The 19683-nt window shown below is 67.8% G+C and carries 21 protein-coding genes; 6 read left to right on the plus strand and 15 right to left on the minus strand.

Annotated elements, in window-relative coordinates; all coding sequences use genetic code 11:
* Positions 1-38: 38 nt before the first annotated feature.
* Together JAN5088_RS10615 and JAN5088_RS10620 are read right to left on the minus strand one after the other, a co-directional pair.
* On the minus strand, positions 39-347 hold the full coding sequence (locus tag JAN5088_RS10615; protein ID WP_055682788.1) for an H-NS histone family protein: 309 nt from the start codon (positions 345-347) through the stop codon (positions 39-41).
* A 65-nt stretch (positions 348-412) separates the two neighbouring features.
* Complete coding sequence (locus JAN5088_RS10620; RefSeq protein ID WP_055682789.1) at positions 413-2374, minus strand: ethylmalonyl-CoA mutase; 1962 nt, start codon at positions 2372-2374, stop codon at positions 413-415.
* A 168-nt stretch (positions 2375-2542) separates the two neighbouring features.
* On the opposite strand from JAN5088_RS10620, the gene JAN5088_RS10625 reads away from it, so the two are divergent.
* The 6 genes from JAN5088_RS10625 to JAN5088_RS10650 all read left to right on the plus strand — a co-directional run bounded on the left by JAN5088_RS10625 (position 2543) and on the right by JAN5088_RS10650 (position 8665).
* Entirely contained in the window at positions 2543-3910 is a 1368-nt protein-coding gene (locus JAN5088_RS10625) for a 1-acyl-sn-glycerol-3-phosphate acyltransferase (protein WP_055682790.1), read from the plus strand.
* A gap of 109 nt (positions 3911-4019) precedes the next feature.
* Positions 4020-5312, plus strand: a complete 1293-nt coding sequence (ccrA, locus tag JAN5088_RS10630) for a crotonyl-CoA carboxylase/reductase (protein ID WP_055682791.1) — start codon at positions 4020-4022, stop codon at positions 5310-5312.
* Positions 5313-5513: 201 nt separating this feature from the next.
* On the plus strand, positions 5514-5705 hold the full coding sequence (locus JAN5088_RS10635; protein ID WP_055682792.1) for a hypothetical protein: 192 nt from the start codon (positions 5514-5516) through the stop codon (positions 5703-5705).
* The gene (locus tag JAN5088_RS10640; RefSeq protein ID WP_055682793.1) at positions 5665-6375 is read left to right on the plus strand and encodes a helix-turn-helix transcriptional regulator; all 711 of its coding nucleotides are present in this window, start codon (positions 5665-5667) and stop codon (positions 6373-6375) included. Before JAN5088_RS10635 ends, JAN5088_RS10640 begins: the two co-directional genes overlap by 41 nt.
* A gap of 113 nt (positions 6376-6488) precedes the next feature.
* On the plus strand, positions 6489-7118 hold the full coding sequence (locus JAN5088_RS10645) for an acyl-homoserine-lactone synthase (RefSeq protein ID WP_055682794.1): 630 nt from the start codon (positions 6489-6491) through the stop codon (positions 7116-7118).
* A gap of 17 nt (positions 7119-7135) precedes the next feature.
* Complete coding sequence (locus tag JAN5088_RS10650) at positions 7136-8665, plus strand: ATP-dependent DNA helicase (protein ID WP_055682795.1); 1530 nt, start codon at positions 7136-7138, stop codon at positions 8663-8665.
* Between the two features lie 3 nt (positions 8666-8668).
* On the opposite strand, the gene JAN5088_RS10655 is transcribed toward JAN5088_RS10650, so the two are convergent.
* From JAN5088_RS10655 to JAN5088_RS10715, 13 genes are all read right to left on the minus strand, one after another.
* Entirely contained in the window at positions 8669-9424 is a 756-nt protein-coding gene (locus tag JAN5088_RS10655) for a TIGR02186 family protein (protein WP_055682796.1), read from the minus strand.
* A complete protein-coding gene (locus JAN5088_RS10660) occupies positions 9421-10344 on the minus strand; it encodes a sulfite exporter TauE/SafE family protein (protein WP_055682797.1) in 924 nt (307 codons plus the stop codon). The genes JAN5088_RS10655 and JAN5088_RS10660 overlap by 4 nt, the downstream gene beginning before the upstream one ends.
* Before the next feature lie 141 nt (positions 10345-10485).
* Positions 10486-11451 carry an ABC transporter permease gene (locus JAN5088_RS10665; RefSeq protein WP_055682798.1) on the minus strand — a complete coding sequence of 322 codons (966 nt, stop codon included), beginning with the start codon at positions 11449-11451 and terminating at the stop codon, positions 10486-10488.
* A complete protein-coding gene (locus JAN5088_RS10670) occupies positions 11448-12605 on the minus strand; it encodes an ABC transporter permease (protein WP_055682799.1) in 1158 nt (385 codons plus the stop codon). The genes JAN5088_RS10665 and JAN5088_RS10670 overlap by 4 nt, the downstream gene beginning before the upstream one ends.
* Positions 12602-14140, minus strand: a complete 1539-nt coding sequence (locus JAN5088_RS10675) for an ABC transporter ATP-binding protein (protein ID WP_055682800.1) — start codon at positions 14138-14140, stop codon at positions 12602-12604. The genes JAN5088_RS10670 and JAN5088_RS10675 overlap by 4 nt, the downstream gene beginning before the upstream one ends.
* A complete protein-coding gene (locus JAN5088_RS10680; protein ID WP_055682801.1) occupies positions 14137-14496 on the minus strand; it encodes a hypothetical protein in 360 nt (119 codons plus the stop codon). The genes JAN5088_RS10675 and JAN5088_RS10680 overlap by 4 nt, the downstream gene beginning before the upstream one ends.
* Positions 14496-15491, minus strand: a complete 996-nt coding sequence (locus tag JAN5088_RS10685) for a BMP family lipoprotein (RefSeq protein WP_055682802.1) — start codon at positions 15489-15491, stop codon at positions 14496-14498. Before JAN5088_RS10685 ends, JAN5088_RS10680 begins: the two co-directional genes overlap by 1 nt.
* Before the next feature lie 125 nt (positions 15492-15616).
* Complete coding sequence (locus JAN5088_RS10690) at positions 15617-16012, minus strand: GNAT family N-acetyltransferase (protein WP_055682803.1); 396 nt, start codon at positions 16010-16012, stop codon at positions 15617-15619.
* Entirely contained in the window at positions 16009-16632 is a 624-nt protein-coding gene (gene tsaB, locus JAN5088_RS10695; protein WP_370736416.1) for a tRNA (adenosine(37)-N6)-threonylcarbamoyltransferase complex dimerization subunit type 1 TsaB, read from the minus strand. Before tsaB ends, JAN5088_RS10690 begins: the two co-directional genes overlap by 4 nt.
* Positions 16619-17179: a NifU family protein gene (locus tag JAN5088_RS10700; protein WP_055682805.1), complete on the minus strand. Its 561-nt coding sequence runs from the start codon at positions 17177-17179 to the stop codon at positions 16619-16621. The genes tsaB and JAN5088_RS10700 overlap by 14 nt, the downstream gene beginning before the upstream one ends.
* Before the next feature lie 92 nt (positions 17180-17271).
* Positions 17272-17727: a universal stress protein gene (locus tag JAN5088_RS10705; RefSeq protein WP_055682806.1), complete on the minus strand. Its 456-nt coding sequence runs from the start codon at positions 17725-17727 to the stop codon at positions 17272-17274.
* A 28-nt stretch (positions 17728-17755) separates the two neighbouring features.
* Entirely contained in the window at positions 17756-18607 is an 852-nt protein-coding gene (locus JAN5088_RS10710; protein ID WP_158448482.1) for a hypothetical protein, read from the minus strand.
* A gap of 200 nt (positions 18608-18807) precedes the next feature.
* Positions 18808-19671: a branched-chain amino acid aminotransferase gene (locus JAN5088_RS10715; RefSeq protein ID WP_055682808.1), complete on the minus strand. Its 864-nt coding sequence runs from the start codon at positions 19669-19671 to the stop codon at positions 18808-18810.
* Between the last annotated feature and the right edge of the window lie 12 nt (positions 19672-19683).

Raw genomic sequence — 19683 nt, forward strand, 5'->3', positions numbered from 1 at the left:
CACTCGGCACCCCTTTTCCATCCCCCGTGTGGCGGTGTCTAGATCGCCAGGTCTTTTTCGGACTTGCCGGATGCGATGGCATCCTTGAACCACTGCGGCTGTCGTCCCCGGCCGGACCAGGTCTTGGACGGGTTCTCGGGGTGGACGTATTTCGGAACCCCGCCACCCGATTTCCCGCCCTTCTTGCCGCCGACGAAATCATTGAGCGAATATCCCATGTCGCGAGCCATCGCCTCCAGCCGAGTCTGAGCTTCCTTCTTCTGGCGGTCGTCGTAATTCTTGAGGGCGGCCGAGACCTGCTTCTGCAGGTCGAGCAATTCCTCGCGGTTCATCTTTTCGAGATTCATGGCAGTTTCCCCATTGCTTGAATAGTTCCGCAATAGGCCCGAAGTTTCCGGCGATCAAGAAACTTCTATTCGGCGGCCACATCCTCCGGCGTCGCCAATTGCACGATATCGCCCATGATCCGGTTCAATTCGAAATCCTTGGGCGTATAGATGGCGGCGACGCCCATGTCCTTCAGGCGTCTCGCATCCTCCTCGGGGATGATGCCGCCGACGATCACCGGAATGCGGTCGAGACCGGCCGCACGCATCCTCTCCATCAGCTCCGCCACCAGCGGCAGATGCGATCCGGACAGGATCGAAAGGCCGACGACATGCGCGGCGCCGTCCTGTGCGGCGGCGACGATGGCTTCCGGCGTCAGGCGGATGCCTTCGTAGCGGATCGCCATGCCGCAGTCCCGGGCGCGCACGGCGATCTGTTCGGCGCCATTGGAATGGCCGTCCAGACCGGGCTTGCCCATCAGGAACGTCAACCGCCGCCCCAGCCTGTCGGACACGGCATCGACGGCGGCGCGCAGTTCCTCCAACCCCTCGGTCCGGTTGGAGGGTGAGGACGATACGCCCGTGGGGCCGCGGTATTCGCCGTGGACCTGACGCATGACGCCGGCCCATTCGCCCGTGGTGACGCCTGCCTTGGCTGCCGCGATGGACGGCGGCATGATGTTGCGCCCCTCGCGCGCCGCGCGGCCCAGATCGTCCAGCGCCGCGGCGACGGCGGCGGCATCCCGCTCGGCCCGCCAGGCGGTCAGCCGGTCGATCTGGTCCTGCTCGACCGCCGGATCGACGGTCATGATGCCACCGTCTTCCCCCACGAGCGGCGAGGGCTCGCCCTCGGTCCAGGCGTTGACGCCCACGACGGTGGTCTCGCCCCGTTCGACCCGGCCCAGCCGCTCCGCGTTCGACTCGACCAGACGCCCCTTCATGTATTCGATGGCCGCGACCGCGCCGCCCATTCCGTCGATGACGTCCAGTTCGGCCCGCGCGCCGTCCTTCAACTCCTCGACCTTCGTGGCGACCACGGGCGAGCCGTCGAACAGGTCGCCGTATTCCAGGAGGTCGGTTTCATAGGCCAGGACCTGCTGCATTCGCAGGGACCACTGCTGGTCCCAAGGGCGGGGCAGACCCAGGGCCTCGTTCCAGGCAGGCAGTTGGACGGCCCGCGCGCGGGCCGTCTTCGAAAGGGTCACCGCAAGCATTTCCAGCAGGATGCGGTAGACGTTGTTTTCGGGTTGCTGTTCGGTCAGGCCCAGCGAATTGACCTGGACGCCATAGCGGAAACGCCGATATTTCTCATCTTCCACGCCGTATCTGTCGCGGCAGATCTCATCCCAGAGATCGACGAAGGCGCGCATCTTGCACATTTCGGTGACGAAGCGGATGCCTGCATTCACAAAGAAGGAAATTCGCCCCACCTGCCGCGCGAAATCCTCGGCGGGCACGCGGTCGCGCAATTCGTCCAGCACGCTGGTGGCCGTCGCCAGAGCGAAGGCCAGTTCCTGTTCCGGCGTGGCACCCGCTTCCTGCAGGTGATACGAGCAGACGTTCATCGGGTTCCATTTCGGAACCTCGGAATAGCAGTATTCGGCCACATCCGCGATCAGGCGCATCGATGGTGCTGGAGGCAACACATAGGTGCCGCGCGACAGGTATTCCTTCACGAGATCGTTCTGCACCGTCCCCTGCAATGCCGCGACATCGGCGCCCTGTTCCTCGGCCACGGCGATATAGAGCGAGAGAAGCCACGGCGCCGTCGCGTTGATCGTCATGGATGTGTTCATCCGCTCCAGCGGGATGTCCGCGAACAGTGCGCGCATGTCGCCCAAATGCCCGACCGGCACCCCGACCTTGCCAACCTCGCCGCGGGACAGGACATGATCGCTGTCATAGCCGGTCTGGGTGGGAAGGTCGAAGGCCACGGATAGCCCGGTCTGTCCGCGCGCCAGGTTCGAACGATAGAGCGCGTTGGACTTTTCGGCCGTCGAATGGCCCGCGTAGGTCCTGAAGAGCCAGGGGCGATCTTTCTGCGGCATGACGAAGTCCTGTGTAACTTTATTGCGTCAGAACGTCTGATATAGAACATATCCGTTCCGGTCAATTCGCCGCGCTGCGGCACGTTCCGTATCTGACATGGGACAGCGAGGGAACGCCAGCCAGATACTCACTGGACGCAAAGGGCACCGAAGGGCACAGTCGCCAGCATGTTTCACAGCGTCGAGGTTCCTCTCTGGGCACTGGTCCTGCTGATCCTCTTCGCCGCCGTGACCTTCGCCTCGCATTTCCTGTTCCCCTCGGTCCGTTGGTTCTTCCGGCGTCGGGCGGAACGGCTCGTGGGGCGTCTGAACACCCGGCTCAAGCGGCCGATCCAGCCGTTCAAGCTGGCCCGCCGTATGGACACGGTGAACCGCCTGATCCACGACCCGCAGGTCGCGCAGGCCATCGTCGACCATGCCCATTCAGAAGGCATCCCCGAGGCCGTCGCCTATGAGACGGCGCGCCGCTACGCGCGAGAGATCGTGCCGGGGTTCTCGGCGCTTCTCTACTTCGGCGTGGCGACCCGGCTGGCGCGGTGGCTGTCGCGCAGCCTTTACCGCGTGCGCGTCACGGCCGAGGCGGAGGCAATGGCCGGCGTCGACCCCAAGGCCACGGTGGTCTTCGTCCTGAACCATCGCAGCAACATGGACTACGTCCTGGTCACCTGGCTCGCCGCGCGGCAGACGCCCTTGGCCTATGCGGTCGGCGAATGGGCGCGGCGCTGGCCGCTCAGCGCGTTGATCCGGGCGATGGGCGGGTATTTCGTGCGGCGTCGTGATCTCAATCCGCTCTATCGCAGGGTGCTGGCCCGGTATGTCCAGATCGCGACTGCGAATGGTGTGACGCAGGCCATCTTCCCCGAAGGCCGGCTGTCGCGGGACGGCGCCCTGCATGAGCCGCGGTTGGGCCTTCTGAGCTATATCCTCGCCGGTCACGACCAGGAGGATCCGCGCGATGTCGTTTTCGTTCCCGTCGCGTTGAATTACGAGCGGGTGCTGGAGGACCGGGTGCTGATCGCCGCCGACGGGCAGGAGGCGCACCGCTTCCGGCTGCGGTGGTGGATGGTCGTGCGCTATCTGTGGCGTCACCTGCAACTGCGCCTGACCGGTCGGTTCTCGCGCTTCGGTTATGCGGCGGTGGCCTTCGGGCGGCCCCTGTCGCTGCACCGGTTCCTCTGGCAGGGCCATGCCGATCCCGCGGCTGCGCTGGGACAGGAACTGATGAGCCGCATCGGCGACGTGCTGCCGGTGCTGCCCATGGCGTTGGTCTGCGAGGCCCTTCTGGATGGCGCACGCGACGTCGAGGTGGCGGCCGATTATCTCGAAGCCCGCGTCGCCGACTGGCGCAAGGCTGGACACGTCGTCCACCATGCAACGCGGGAGGCGCGGGAGGTGGCGCTGGTCGCGCTTCGCATGCTGGAGGTTCGCAAGGTTCTGGTGCTGTCGGGCACCAAGATCGTGGTGGACGACGTCTGGCTGCCCCTGATCGCCTACTACGCCCGTACGCTGCCAGTGCAGAAACCATCAGAGACATAAAGTTACGCGATCTTCGTTCAGGGGTATTGGAAAGTTGCGTTTCACCTGCTAGCTCAGGGGCGAGCCAACGCGATTTTTCCGCGTTGCGGCATAACCCGAGGAGGCTCCGATGGCGCTCGATACGAACACTTCCTCCCTGAGCTACGACGCCGTGGCCAAGGACCTTTATGAAATGGGTGAGATGCCCCCGATGGGCCATGTCCCGGCACAGATGTATGCCTGGGCGATCCGGCGCGAACGGCACGGGGAGCCCGATACCGCGATGGTGCAGGAAATCGTCGACGTCCCGGCGCTCGACAGCCACGACGTGCTGGTCCTCGTGATGGCGGCGGGCGTCAACTACAACGGCGTCTGGGCCGCGCTTGGCGTGCCGATCAGCCCGTTCGACGGGCATAAGGCCGCCTATCACATCGCCGGGTCCGATGCCTCGGGCATCGTCTGGGCCGTGGGCGACAAGGTCAAGCGGTGGAAGGTGGGCGATGAGGTCGTGGTGCACTGCAACCAGGACGACGGGGATGACGAGGAGTGCAACGGCGGCGATCCGATGTATTCGCCGACCCAGCGGATCTGGGGCTATGAGACGCCCGACGGATCCTTCGCCCAGTTCGCCCGTGTCCAGTCGCAGCAGCTGATGCCGCGGCCCAAGCACCTGACGTGGGAAGAATCGGCCTGCTATACCCTGACGCTCGCCACCGCCTATCGGATGCTGTTCGGGCACGAGCCCCACGATCTGAAGCCCGGCCAGAACGTGCTGGTCTGGGGCGCCTCCGGCGGCCTCGGGTCCTATGCGATCCAGCTCATCAATACGGCCGGGGCCAATGCGATCGGGGTCATCAGCGACGAATCGAAGCGCGATTTCGTCATGGGGCTGGGCGCCAAGGGCGTGCTCAACCGCAACGATTTCAAATGCTGGGGGCAGCTGCCCAAGGTCGGCACACCCGAATACGCCGAATGGTTCGCCGAGACGCGCAAGTTCGGCAAGGCGATCTGGGACATCACCGGCAAGGGCGTGAACGTCGACATGGTGTTCGAACATCCCGGCGAGGCGACGTTCCCCGTCTCCACCTTCGTGTGCAAGAAGGGCGGCATGGTCGTCATCTGTGCGGGCACCACCGGCTATAACCTGACGTTCGACGTCCGCTACATGTGGATGCACCAGAAGCGCCTGCAGGGCAGCCATTTCGCCCATCTCAAGCAGGCGGCGGCGGCCAACAAGCTGATGGTGGAGCGGCGCCTCGACCCCTGCATGTCGGAGGTCTTCGACTGGGCCGACCTTCCGGCGGCGCATATGAAGATGCTCCGCAACCAGCACAAGCCGGGCAACATGTCGGTTCTCGTGCAGGCGCCCGTCACCGGCCTTCGGACGCTGGAAGACGTGCTGGAGGCCGGGCCCGCCACCTGATCCGTCCCTGATTCTGTTCCACGGCCCCGCCCGACCCGGCGGGGCCGTTTTCGTTCCGTTCTTTGCCCGCAGCGATTCCAGACTGTTGCAAACCTGCACCTCACCAGAAATGAGGAGGTAAAAAGCGTGGGTTTCGGGGCAGGACCGTTCGCTCGTAGGGTTGCGTTAATTCCCCGTTAACCTCCCTGAAAGGAATGTCGGATGTCGAAGGAATGGATCATCGACGTATTGGGCGATCTCCGCGGGTTTGCGCAGGCCAACGCCATGCCGACCCTGGCTGCGCAGCTGGACGAGTCGATCATGGTGGCCGCGACCGAAATCGCCCAGACGTCCCCGATCAAGGGCTGGCCGAATGTCGCGGAAACTGGACGATGCGTTGGAACGCCTGGCTAGCGCGGCCAGTTTCGACGCGCTGGAGGGGGCTGTCACCAGCCTGCGCGACACCTTCGAGGTGGAGCATGTCGTCTATCACGCGGTCCGCTCCACCGGCGAACGCTGGGGGGCCGTCACCTATGATCCGGGCTGGGTCCAGACCTATATCGACGAGAACTTCCAGGCGATCGACCCGGTCGTCCTGAACTGCTTTCGACGGTTCACGCCCGCGGACTGGAAGACCCTCGACTGGTCGCCCCGCGCCGCGCGCACCCTGCTGGCCGAGGGGATCGCCCACGGCATCGGCAACCAGGGCCTCAGCCTGCCGATCCGGGGGCCGAACGGCCAGTTCGCCGTCTTCACCCTGAACGACCGCGCCCGCGACGACGAATGGGCAGCCTTCGCGCGCGAAGCCTTCGACGATCTGCTGCTGGTCGCGCATTACGTCAACGAACGAGCCCTGGCGCTGGATGGCACGCAGAACGCGCCCCACCAGATGCTCAGCCCGCGCGAGACGGATGCGCTCACGCTGCTCGCGGCGGGCCGCAGCCGCGCGCAAGCGGCCGAGCATCTGCGGATTTCCGAGAACACCCTGCGCGTCTACATCGAAAGCGCGCGGTTCAAACTGGGCGCGCTGAACACCGTGCACGCGGTCGCCAACGCGATGTCGCGCGGTCTGATCTGCGTCTGATTCCCTCAACCCGAACATCGGCCGTTGCAGAATTTCAAAGGCAGCGCGCGCTAGGGTTCCGTTAACCGGCTCACCGACAGGCCCTTCCCGTCACGGACAGGAAGGGACACGACATGATCCGCTATCTCTACGGCACGGACCTCGACCGCCACCCGGACCTTGCCGCCGCCATGTTCCGCGACCGCGCCGCGCAGTTCCGCGACCGCATGGGCTGGGCCGTGACAGTTGACGCCATGGGGTGGGAGACGGACGATTACGATGGCATGGATCCGATCTACGTCATCGTCGAGGATGCGGCCGGGGGCCATGCCGCCTCCATGCGGTTCCTGCCCACCACCGGCCCCACCATGCTGGCCGACGTCTTTCCGCACCTGATGGGGGGTGCCCCGATCCGGTCGCCGCTGGTCTGGGAATGCACGCGCTTCTGTCTGTCGCCGGGGGCCGGGGCAGGGGCCGCGCGGCGCTTGCTGCTCGGCGCGGTCGAACTGGGACTGGCCATGGGCGTCACCCATTCGGTCGGCGTCTTCGACGCGCCCATGACCCGCATCTATCGCAGGCTGGGCTGGTCGCCGGAGGTCCTCGGCACGCAGGACGGCATTTCCGCCGGGCTCTGGACCCTGTCGCGTCGGACGCACGACATGCTGTGCAGCACGGCCGGCGTCGAGGCCCGCACGTCGCGCGCCTGGCTGGAGGCGAGCTTCGGCGAGATCCTCGCGCAGGCACCCCTTTCCGTCCGCGGCTGACCCTATAGAAGGGGGCGATGGACATCGCCCCCGCCCCTAACCTCTCCCCCGATCAAGCCCAGGCCTGGGACCGCATCGCCGAGGTGCTGTCGGACAGCGGCATCGACGTGGCGGCCGGCCGGGCGGGCGAACGCCCCGATGAGCAGGGGCGCGTCCTTGCGGTGACAGGCAAGGCCGGCTCCGGAAAGACGCTTCTGCTGGCGCAGATGGTCAAGGCGCTGCGCATGGCGGGTCTGGATCTCGTCTCCGGCGACTATGAGCGCAAGCGCAAGGACCGCCGCACACTCGCGGTGCTCGCCCCTACCAACAAGGCGGCGAGCGTGCTGCGCGGCCGGGGCGTGCCCGCCACGACGATCCACCGCATCCTCTATACCCCGGTCTACGACCCCCAGTACGAGCGCATCGCGGAATGGCTGGCCGGCGACGCCGATCGGCCCACGGTCGATGCAATGTCGGACGAGGCGCTGGACCGCGCCAAACGGGTCTATGATGAAACCTCCTCGGTGCCCGGCGCGCTGGCGGCGGCGGGGCTGCGGGGGTCGGACTTCATCACCGGCTGGAAACGTCGCGAGAGTCCGCTCGACGTGGGCTTCGTCGACGAATCCTCGATGCTCGACGACAAGCAATACGAGGACCTGCGCGAGATCTTTCCCACGCTCGTCCTCTTCGGCGATCCGGCGCAGCTCGCCCCCGTGAACCAGTCGGGCCGCATGGTCTTCGACCGCTTCGGCGGCGACGACCACCTGCATCTGGACCGCGTCCACCGGCAGGAGGCGGACAACCCCATTCTGGACCTGGCTCATGCCCTGGGCGACCCGGACCTGTCCTTCCGCGATTTCGAGGCGATGGTGGAAGATGCCGCCGCCCGCGACGATCGCGTGCAGATCGCGCAGCGCGCCGATTCCGACCTGATGGCCCGATCGCCCGTGCTGGTCTGGCGCAACGCCACGCGCATCCGCCTGATCCATGCCTTCCGGCAAGCGCACGGTGCCGACGCCACGCATCTTCTGCCCGGCGAGCCGCTGATCTGCGACGGGCTGGAGCTTCCGCTCAAGCATCGCAAGCGGCGTATCGACCTGGAGGCACGGGGCCTCATCAAGGGCGCGCAGGTCGTCTACCTCGGCCCTGGCCGAAAGCCGGGGTTCAGCAAGCTTCACGTGGTCGGCGCACCTGAACCCGAGATTTCGGTCAGCAGCATCGTCAAGATCGAGCAGATCGGAGAGGAGGAGCCGTTCCTGCCCTTCGCCGCCCGCATGGGGGCGGCCTTCCTGCACGGTGCGGCGGTGACGACGCACAAGGCCCAGGGCTCGCAGTGGGACGCGGTGCAGGTCTTTGCGCCCGACCTCTACGCCGCGTCGCAGGCGGGCCGGGTCGAGGCGGGGCAGCAGCTCTGGAAGCGGCTGGCCTATGTGGCAATCACCCGCGCGGTAACGCGGCTGATCTGGGTCAAACGCTATGCGCTGGCGATGCCGAAGGCGCCGCTCGACGCTTCGGACCTGAAGGTGGAGGCCGCACCCCTGACCCTGGCGCAGGAAGACGACGACTGAGCGTCAGGACCGGATATAGCGGAACACGGCCGAGGCGCCCCAGCCCGCCGAGATGGCGATGAACAGCGACAGAAAGCTGTAGATCAGCGGTTGCTCATGGGCGAGCGTATAGATCCACCGCTCCAGCCCCACCTTCTGCACGAAGATCGAGGTGGCGTAGCTGTCCACCACCATGCCGTCGCGCGTCAGGAAGATGCGGGTGTCGTAGTTCCCCTCGGTGAGGTCCGAGGGCAGGTCGATCTCGGTCGAGAACAGCGTGGCGTCGCGCAGCGTCACGGAATCGTCCGCGATGGCATAGTTGCGCGAATCCGTCCTGACCCGGATCAGCGCGTCGAGGAACGCGGGGTCGTCCCTCGACATGGTCGCCATGCCGGGCGCCAGGATCGCGCGCGGCGCGGTGATGCGCCAGCGTTCATCCTCCTCCGGCGTCAGCGCGCGCGACAGAGGTATGGTCGAGGCCACGGCATAGAAGCTGGGGGCGCCGCTGACGTCGACGGCATCGGTGTTCACCCAGATGCCGAAGCGACGCTCCTTGCGGCGGACGGTCACATCCTCGCGCGGGCCGGCCACGGTGACGAGAATGGCCATCTGGCTGGCGTCGGGCTGCGGCTCCTCGCGCTTGATCGCGCCGAAGATCAGGATCTCGGAGCCGTCGAAGTCAGTCGAGATGGCGATGCGGTCCTGGCTCATGTCGGCCACGATCTCCTCCGCCCCGGCCGGCAGGGCGAGTGCGCAGAGGAAGGCCAGCGCCCGGATCACGTCTCGCTCCCCACGGCGATGGAATAGAGCTCCTCCGGGCGCAGCAGCAGGTCGAGCGCCAGCTTGCCGCAGACCGCCAGCACCATGATCGCCAGCAGGATGCGAAGTTGTTCCGCCTTGAGCCGCGTCCCGATGCGTGTGCCGATCTGCGCGCCGATCACGCCCCCGACCAGCAGCATCACGGCCAGCACCATGTCGACGGTGTAGTTGGTCGTAGCGTGCAGGATGGTGGCGAAGCCGGTCACGAAGATGATCTGGAACAGCGACGTGCCGATGACGACCTTGGTCGGCATCCCCAGCAGGTAGATCATGGCGGGCACCGTGATGAACCCGCCCCCCACGCCCATGATCGCCGCCAGCACGCCGGTCAGCATCCCCACCAGCGCCGGCGGAATGACCGAGATGAACAGGCCGCTGGTGCGGAACTTCATCTTGAGCGGCATCGCATGGACCCAGCCGCGCTGCCGGCGCACGGTGCGCGGCGCCGGACCCTTGCGCCGCGCCTTGCGGATGGCGTTCAGGCTTTCGACGAACATCAGCGCGCCGATCCCGCCCAGAAAGACGACGTAGCAGAGGTTGACCAGCAGATCGACCTGACCCACGGCCCGAAGCAGGTTGAACACCTGCACCCCGAGGGCCGCACCGACCATCCCCCCGATCAAAAGCACGGTCCCCATCCTCAGGTCGACCGTCCGCCGTTTCAGATGTGCGAGCACGCCCGAAAAGCTCGACGCGACCGTCTGGTTCGCGCCGGTGGCGACGGCCACCGCCGGCGGAATCCCGATCATGAACAGGAGGGGCGTCAGCAGGAAGCCACCGCCAACCCCGAACATGCCGGACAGGATGCCGATGACCCCGCCCAGCCCCAGCAGGAGGAAGACGTTGACCGACACCTCGGCAATTGGAAGGTAGATCTGCAAGGGGTGCCTCGCGGGTGGGACAGGCCCTCTAAACGGAATGGGCGGCGACCTGTCAAACCCCGCCGCCCGCGAAACCGGCCGCACCGGGGCCGGGGGCGGTGCTGGACCTATCGGCCATGAACGTCTGGCACCATGCGCGCGTCAGCGTTCCTTGACGTAGGGCTCGCCGCCAGCGCGCGGCGGAATCGCCCGGCCCACGAACCCTGCCAGGATGACGACCGTCAGGATATAGGGCAATGCCTGCATGAACTGCGTGGGCACGGTAACGCCCAGGATGTCGAGCGACTGGAACCTGTTGCCCAGGGCTTCCAGCAGCCCGAACAGGAGCGTCGCACCGAGCGCATACCACGGCCGCCACTTGGCGAAGATCAGCGCGGCCAGCGCGATGAACCCGCGCCCCGCCGACATCTCCTTGACGAAGCCGGCCGACAGCGCCGTCGACAGATAGGCGCCCGCGATGCCGGTCAGCACGCCGCAGATCATCACCGCCGCGTAACGCAGGCCCACGACCGAAACGCCGGCCGTGTCGACGGCGGCGGGGTTCTCGCCCACCGCGCGCAGGCGCAGGCCGAAGCGGGTGCGGAACAGCACCCACCACGTCAGCGGCACGCAGAGCAGCGCCACATAGACGAGGATCGAGTGGCCAGACAGAAGCTGCGCATAGACCGGACCGAGGATCGGCACATCCGCCACCGCGTCGGCGAAGGGCAGGGTGATCGCCTGGAACCGCGCGCCGCCCGACAATTGCGGCGTCCGGCCGCCCAGGGCGAACCAGGCCTCGCCGATCACGACGGTCAGGCCGGAGGCGAGGAAATTGATCGCCACACCCGAGATCAGCTGGTTGCCCCGGAAGGTGATCGAGGCGACCCCGTGGATCGCCGCCAGCACCAGCGAGGCGCCGATACCCGCGAAAAGTCCCATCCAGACGTTGCCGGTATAGCTCGCCACCGCCGCTGACAGGAAGGCCGAGGCGAGCATCTTGCCCTCCAGCCCGATGTCGAAGATCCCCGCGCGCTCCGAGAACAGCCCGGCGAGACAGGCGAGCAACAGCGGCGTGGCAAGGCGCAGCGCGCTGTCGAGAAGCTGGATGACCTCGATCACGCTCATGGCTCGGCCTGGCCTTTCTCGGGGTGGCCGCCGGGCTGCGACGGGGTCGTCGGCTCGGGCGCGACCGGCTGGCGGCGGCGCGACAGGAACACCCGTTCCACCGGCGCGCGCACCATGTTGTCGAGCGCGCCGGTGAACAGGATCACCAGCGCCTGGATGACCACGATCATCTCGCGCGTGAAGCCCGGGATCTCGTACTGCACCTCGATGCCGCCCTGATAGAGCACCCCGAACAGAAGCGCCGCCATGAACACGCCCACCGGATGCGACCGCCCCATCAGCGCGACCGCGATGCCCACGTATCCCGCGCCCTGCACCGGATCGATGACCAGCCGCTCCGCCTCGCCCATGACCGCGTTGATCGCCATGAGGCCGCAGAGCCCGCCCGAGATCAGCATCGACACCATGACGATCTTTGTGGGCGAGATGCCCGCATAGAGCGCCGCCGGCTCCGAGTGGCCGAAGGCGCGTATCTCGTAGCCGAGTCTTGTCCGCCAGATCAGGACCCAGACGCCCACACAGGCCAGGATCGCGACGAGGAAGCTGACGTTCAGGGGTGTGGACCGCGGGAAGCCCAGGAACGGCAGCAGGTCGTTGGCATTGGGCAGGCGCGCGCCCTCGATGAACCGGGCCGACTCGGGCGAGGCGCTGCCCGGCACCTTCAGGACGTTGGCCAGCAGATAGACCATCAGGGCCGATGCGATGAAGTTGAACATGATCGTGGTGATGACGATGTGGCTGCCGCGCCGGGCCTGCAGATACGCCGGAATCGCGGCCCAGAGCGCCCCGAACGCCATGGCACCCACGATTGCCGCCGGGAGCGCCAGCAGCCAGTGCGGCCACGGCACTGTCAGCACCACCAGCGCCACCCCGAGACCGCCCAGTGCCGCCTGACCCTCGCCCCCGATGTTGAACATCCGCGCGTGGAAGGCCACCGCGACGCCCAGCCCGGTGAAGATGAAGTTGGTCGTGTAGAACAGCGTATAGCCCCAGCCATAGGCCGACCCCACCGCGCCCTTGATGAGGAAGACCAGAGCCTCGAACGGGTTCTCGCCGATCATGGCCACGACGATCCCCGACACCAGCAGCGCCAGCACAAGGTTGATGATCGGGATCAGGACGATGTCTGCCCAGCGGGGCATGGCGTCGTTCATGCGGCCACCCCGCTTCCGGCCATGCCCGCCATCATCAGCCCCAGTTCCCCCTGGTCGGTCTCGGAGGGCAGGCGTTCGCCCATGATGCGGCCGTCGAACATGACCGCGATGCGGTCCGACAGCGCGAGGATCTCGTCGAGTTCGACGGACACCAGAAGGATCGCCTTGCCCTGGTCGCGCAGGGCGACGATCTGCTGGTGGATGAATTCGATGGCGCCGATGTCCACGCCGCGCGTCGGCTGCCCGATCAGCAGAAGGTCCGGGTTGCGCTCGATCTCGCGGGCAAGGACGATCTTCTGCTGGTTGCCGCCGGAGAAGTTCTTCGCCGCGAGGTTCGGATCTGGAGGGCGCACGTCGAACCGCTCCATCTTGCCCTCGCAGTCGCGGCGGAGCGCGGCGTTGTCCATCAGGAAGCCCGCGCCGAACTTCGGGTCGTCGTGATAGCCGAAGCCCACGTTCTCCCAGGCGCGGTAATCCATGATGAGCCCTTCGCGCTGCCGGTCCTCGGGAACATGGGCGATGCCGCGGGCGCGGCGGCTGCGGGCGTCCGATGTCCGGCCGGTCAGGTCGATGGGCTGGCCGTTCACCCGGATGGTGCCCGTGCCCTTCGCGTATCCGCCCAGCACCTCCAGCAGTTCCGACTGTCCGTTGCCGGACACGCCGGCGACGCCCAGGATCTCGCCCGCCCGGATGGTTAGGTCGATGCCCCGCAGGCGCTCGACCCGGCGGTCGTCGACCACGCGCAGGTTCTCGACCTCCAGCACGACGTCACCGGGGGTCGCGGGCTTCTTGTCCACGCGCAGCAACACCTTGCGCCCCACCATCAGCTCGGCCAGTTCCTCGGGCGACGTGTCGGCGGTCCGCACCGTGGCCGTCATCTCGCCCCGGCGCATGACGCTGACGGTATCGGTGATCTCCATGATCTCGCGCAGCTTGTGGGTGATGAGGATGATCGTCTTCCCCTCGTCGCGCAGGCCGTTGAGGATGCGGAACAGGTGGTCGGCCTCGGCGGGGGTCAGCACGCCCGTCGGCTCGTCCAGGATCAGGATGTCCGCCTCGCGGTACAGCGCCTTGAGGATCTCGACGCGCTGCTGCTGGCCCACGCCCAGGTCCTCGATCACCGCGTCGGGGTCCACGTCCATCTCGTAGTCGTCGGCCAATTGCCGCAGAAGCCTGCGCGCCTTGGCCAGCGACGGCCGCAGCAGGGCGCCGTCCTCCGCACCGAGGACGACGTTCTCGAGTACGGTGAAATTCTCGACCAGCTTGAAATGCTGAAAGACCATGCCGATGCCCGCGTCGATGGCCGCCTGGCTGTCGGGGATCTCGGTGGGCTTGCCGCCGATCAGGATCTCGCCGGAATCGGCCCGGTAGAAGCCGTAGAGGATCGACATGAGCGTCGATTTCCCCGCCCCGTTCTCGCCGATGATGCCGTGGATCGACCCGCGCTTCACCTGGATCGAGATGTCGCGGTTCGCCTGCACCGGCCCGAAAGCCTTGGAGATGCCGCGCAGTTCGATGGCCAGCGGCTCGGTCATTCGCTCTCCATGAAGGCGCTCAGGTCCGTCAGTTTGCCGTCTTTGGCGGTGCCCACGAAGATCAGCCGCGCGAACGGCTCACCGTCCCGGTCGAGCCGGGCATAGACCATCGCCGTGTCATGCGTGACCTTGGGGCGGCCGCCGGGCACCAGCACCGCGTCGGGCAGGTTCTGCCGGAAGATCGTGAGGTAGTCGGCCATCCCCTCGGCGCCCGCGATGGGGCCCGGCGCATGGGGATCGCGATAGGTGAACGAGGGCCCGGTGGCCCCCGTCAGGATGTCGTCGCGCACCCCGGAGTCGGCCTCGTTCCAGGCCTTCAGCATGTCGAGCAACGTCTCGCCGGGGTCCGCCGCCATCAGTAGGCCGGACAGCTGTTGTCGGTCAGGTAGTCATGGACCTCGATCCCGCCCGAGGCGATCTTGGCCTGCGCCTCCTCGACGGCGGCCTTCATCTCGGGGCTGACGAGTTCGGCGTTGTTCTCGTCCATCGCCACGGCCACGCCCTCGTTGTCGAGACCGAGAACTTCATGCCCGGTTTCCAGCGTGCCGTCCTCCGCGGCGGTGAAGACGTCGAAGACGGCATTGTCCACGCGCTTGACCATCGAGGTCAGCACCTTGCCCGGGTGCAGCCCGTTCTGGTTGCTGTCCACGCCGATGGCCAGGATGTCGGCATCCGCCGCCGCCTGGAGCACGCCGATGCCGGTGCCGCCCGCGGCCGCGAAGACCACGTCCGATCCCTGGCCGATCTGGCTGCGCGTCAGTTCCGCGCCCTTGACCGGGTCGTTCCAGGCGGTGGGCGTGGTGCCCGTCATGTTGACGATGACCTCGGCGTCGGGGTTCGTCGCCTTCACACCCTGGGCATAGCCGCAGGCGAACTTGGAGATCAGCGGCACGTCCATCCCGCCGATGAAGCTGACCGTCCCGGTTTCCGACGCCATGGCCGCCATGACCCCGACCAGGTAGCTGCCTTCCGGCTCCGCGAAGGTGATCGACTTGACGTTGGGCTGGTCCACGACCTCGTCGATGATGACGAAGCGCGTTTCGGGATAATCGGGTGCGACCACGTCCAGCGTCGAGGCGTTGGCGAAGCCCAGCACGACGATGGGGTCCGCGCCCCGCTCGGCCATGCGGCGCATGGTCTGCTCGCGCTGCGCCTCGTTCGCCAGCTCCGTTTCGGCGTAGGAGCCGCCGGTCTCCTCGACCCACCGCTGCGCGCCGTTGTAGGCGCTCTCGTTGAAGGACTTGTCGAACTTGCCCCCCAGGTCGATGATCAGGCCCGGCTCGGCCGCCGCCATGCCGGTCGCCAGGGCAACGGTGGCCGCGGCCCCCATGAGGGTCTTGGTGATGGTCATTGGTCTCTCCCGTCGAATGGGCCGGGGTCTGGCCGCACCGGCCCCCCGTCGCCGCGTTTGGTGAAGGAGATAAGGCCGCAGGGTCGCGCCGACGTCAACCGGAACCTGCCATCCGTGACCCGCGGTCAGAGCGCCTTCCGCAGGATCAGCGCGTCGCCCGCGCCGTAGTATCCGGCCCGCCGCCCCGCCACGTCCCATCCCGCGCCCGCATAGAGCGCGCGGGCCGCATCGTTGTCGGCCGCGACCTCCAGATAGGCCGAGACGGCCCCCCGGTCGCGCGCCGCCGCCTCGAACCGCTCGAGCAGGTCGCGCCCGATGCCGAGACGCCGGCGATCGGGATGCACCGCGAATGTCAGAAGCTCCGCCTCGTCGGCCACGGCCCGCCCGAGGGCGAATCCCCCCGCCGCCTCGACGACAAAGATGCCGCGGCCTTCCAGCGTGCGCGCGAAGGCCTCCGCCGGCCAGCAGGCGGTGCCCGAGAAGCACAGGCCATGCAGCGCGGCCATGTCCGTGGGCGTCACGGCAGGATCACCGGCGGCACATCCGCCGCGGGGGCCGCATCGGCAGGGCGCAGATAGACCGGTGCGGGGGCGGGGCGGTCGGGCGCGGCGCGCGTCGCGGCGATGCGCGCGATCGACACGGGCAGTGACGGGGCCTCCACCACCGCGCGCCCCGTCGCGGCGGCCACCTGCGCGGCCGCGGGGCCCGTCAGCGGCGCGGACCAGCCGTCGGGCAGGGTGCCGTCGGTCGTCCGCACCTCGTCGCCCCGGCAGGCATGAACCCCGCCGCGCGGCGCGGGCAGGCAGACGATGACGTCGCGCCCCGCTCCGTGGGCTTCGGCCAAGGTGACCCCTTCGGCCGGAATGTCGAGCGCCAGCGCCAGCCCCCGCGCGGCGGCGACGGCGATGCGGGTGCCGGTGAAATTGCCCGGCCCGGTGCCCACGCCGATCGCCGACAGGTCGGCCCATGCGACGCCCGCCTCGGCCAGGACTTCCTCCAGCATCGGCATCAGGCGCTCTGCCTGTCCCTTGATCATCGGCTCCACCCGTTCGGCCAGGATGCGGTCGCCCGACACGACAGCGGCCGCGCAATGCGCGGCCGACGTGTCGAACCCCAGCGTCAGGCGGTCAGAGACCGACAGGGCGCACCTCCAGCACCTCGGGGATATAATGCCGCAACAGGTTCTCGATCCCCATCTTCAGGGTCATCGTCGACGAGGGGCAGCCCGCGCAGGCGCCCTTCATCTGCAGATAGACGATGCCGCGCTCGAAGCCGTGGAACGTTATGTCGCCGCCGTCCTGCGCGACCGCCGGGCGGACGCGGGTGTCCAGAAGCTCGGTGATCTGGCCGACGATGGCGCTGTCGGCCTCGTCGTGGTTGGCGGCGTGCTGCGTCTGCGCCTCGCCCTCCATCACCGGCTCGCCCGACTGGAAATGCTCCATGATGGCGCCCAGGATCGCGGGCTTCACATGGTCCCACTCGGTGCCGTCGTCCTTGGTCACGGTCACGAAGTCATGGCCGAAGAACACCCCGGTGATCCCGCCGATGCCGAAGATGCGCCGGGCCAGCGGCGACTTCTGCCCCGAGTCGGGGTCGGGAAAATCGGCCGTGCCGGCATCCAGCACGGTCTGGCCGGGCAGGAACTTCAGCGTGGCGGGGTTCGGCGTGGTCTCGGTCTGGATGAACATGGCGCAGGTCCTCGGGTGTCAGGCCCCCAATGTGGTCCTCCGGCCCGCCAGTGTCAACGACTTGGAACGATTCTAAATCGGGCGTCGGCCGGTCAGGCGATCCCCTCCAGCTGTTCCTTGGTCAGGTTCCCTGGAACGATGGTGATGGGCACCGGCAACGTCCCCGACGCCTTCGTCAGCTGCATCACGAGCGGCCCCGGCCCCTTGCCGTCGGCGCTGGCCCCCAGCACCAGCACGCCGATCTCGGGATCCTCCGTCACCTGCGCCAGGATCTCGTCCACCGGCTCGCCCTCGCGGATGACCAGATGCGGCTCCAGCCCGTGCTTGTCGCGCATCCATTTGGCGAAGACCTCGAAATGGGCCACGATCCTCTCGCGGGCCTCCTCGCGCATGATGTCGCCCACGCCGATCCAGTGGTTGAACTCGTCGGGCGGAATCACCGACAGGACCTCGACGCCGCCCCCCGTGTGCTGCGCCCTGAGCGAGGCAAATCGCATGGCGTTGAGACATTCGCGGCTGTCATCCAGGATGACGAGGAACTTGCGCATCGGGCCCTCGGACGTGGTTCACGGGATATCAGCTTTGCCCCGCTCCGCGGCGCCTGTCCACCGGCTTGGGTGCGAGCCATCGCAGCAGAAGGGCCGTCGTCCGCGTGCCCAGGACCGCGGCGACCTGCGCCAGCGACAGCCAGATCAGCAGGAGCGTCCCGGCCGCCGCACGGCTCAGCCGGACGGTGGCGCGGAAGACCCGCGCCTTGCCCAGCACGGCGAAGCTGCGCGTGGTGCGCGGGCCGGCGGCCTCCGCCACGCGGGCCAGCCGGGCGGCATCCTCCGGCCCGTCCACATGCCGCGCCAGCCGCAGCGCCTCCGCGGTGGAGGTGGCTTCCCGCACCCGTCCGAAATCCGCGGCCACCGTGCCCAGACGCTCCAGCCGGGCCACATCCGTCACGTCCGACAGGGGCGCCGCGCCCCGCAGCCAGCCCGGCACCGCGTCCCAGCGGATCGGCACCCGAAGCAGGCGCGCAAGCTCGGGCGTCAGGCTGCCCATCCGCCGCGCCAGCCGCAGAAGCCCGGTGCCCGCCTTGATCGTGGCCGACGATCCGCCCGTGACCGCGATGGCCGCCGTGGCGCCCAGCCCGACGATGGCGAGGCCCGCGTTCACCTCGTCCACCGGGTCGCCCGCAAGATAGGCCGTCCCCTCGCGGCGCAGCGCGTTCAGGTCGCCCAGCGGCGACATCTCGAACGGCACGGCGCAGGCCCCGATCATCGACAGCGACGCGCACTGGGCCACATCGGCCATGCAGGCGCCGCAGTCCCGCGTCACCTCCCACCAGCCCGACTGCTCCTCGATCATCGCAATTGCCGGGGCCGTGTCCACCTCGTGTCCCAGATCGGCGGCAAGCCCGATCAGCATTTCCGTCCGGTCCACGTCGCGGTCCGACACCGCCGCCGCCAGCGATGCCTCGATCCATTCCGCCGTCGCCGCCCGCCGGACCTGCCGCTCCAGCGTCAGCGCAAGATCCTCCGCCGACCTCTCGACGAAGGGCGCGGCCAGCGGGTTCGTGGACAGGGCCCAGGCCGTCGCTGCCAGCGTCGCCAGCAGCGGCAGCGCCGCGAGCAGCCCCCGGATCAGGCCGCCGATCGGGCCCAGTCCCAGTACATCTCGCGCACGCGGCGCGTGACGGGGCCGGTCCGGTACCGGCGGTCGTCGAAGGCCGCGATCGGCGTCACCTTGGTCAGGTTGCCCGACAGGAACACCTCGTCCGCATCGCGGAAATCATCGAAGGTCAGCACCGTCTCATGCACCCGCGTCCCCTCCGCGGCGAGGTTGGCAATGTGGCGCGCGCGGGTGATGCCCGACAGGAAGGTGCCGTTGGCGATGGGGGTGAAGACCTCGCCGTCCTTGACCATGAAGACGTTGGCCGTGGCGCTCTCGGCCACGTTGCCCATGGCATCGGCCACCAGCGCGTTGCCGAAGCCCTTGGCCTGCGCCTCGGCCAGCATCCGCGCGTTGTTGGGATAAAGGCACCCGGCCTTCGCGTCGCAGACCGCGCTCTCCAGAACCGGCCGGCGGAACCGCGTGGTGGTCAGCGTCGTCGCGGTGTCGGGCGCGAACATCGGCACTTCCTCCAGGCAGATCGCGAACCCCGTCTCGGACTCCGACGGCACCAGCCCCAGTTCGCTGCCGTGGATGCCCCAGTACATCGGCCGGATATAGATGGCGGCATCGGGCGCGAAGCCCTCCAGCCCTTCGTGGATCAGCTCGACCATACGGTCGGCCTCGACCGTGGGCCGCAGCATCAGCGCCCGCGCCGACCGGTTCAGCCGGGCACAATGCCGGTCCAGGTCGGGGGCCATCCCCTCGAACCGCCGGGCGCCATCGAAGACGCTGCTGCCTTGCCACATGCCATGGTCGGCGGCGCGCATGACGGGTACGTCCCCCTCGTGCCACGTGCCGTCGAACCAGGTGCGGATCGTCTTGCCGAACGCCATCTGCGCATCCTC

This window comes from Jannaschia rubra (assembly GCF_001403735.1).
Taxonomy (GTDB): Bacteria; Pseudomonadota; Alphaproteobacteria; order Rhodobacterales; family Rhodobacteraceae; genus Jannaschia; species Jannaschia rubra.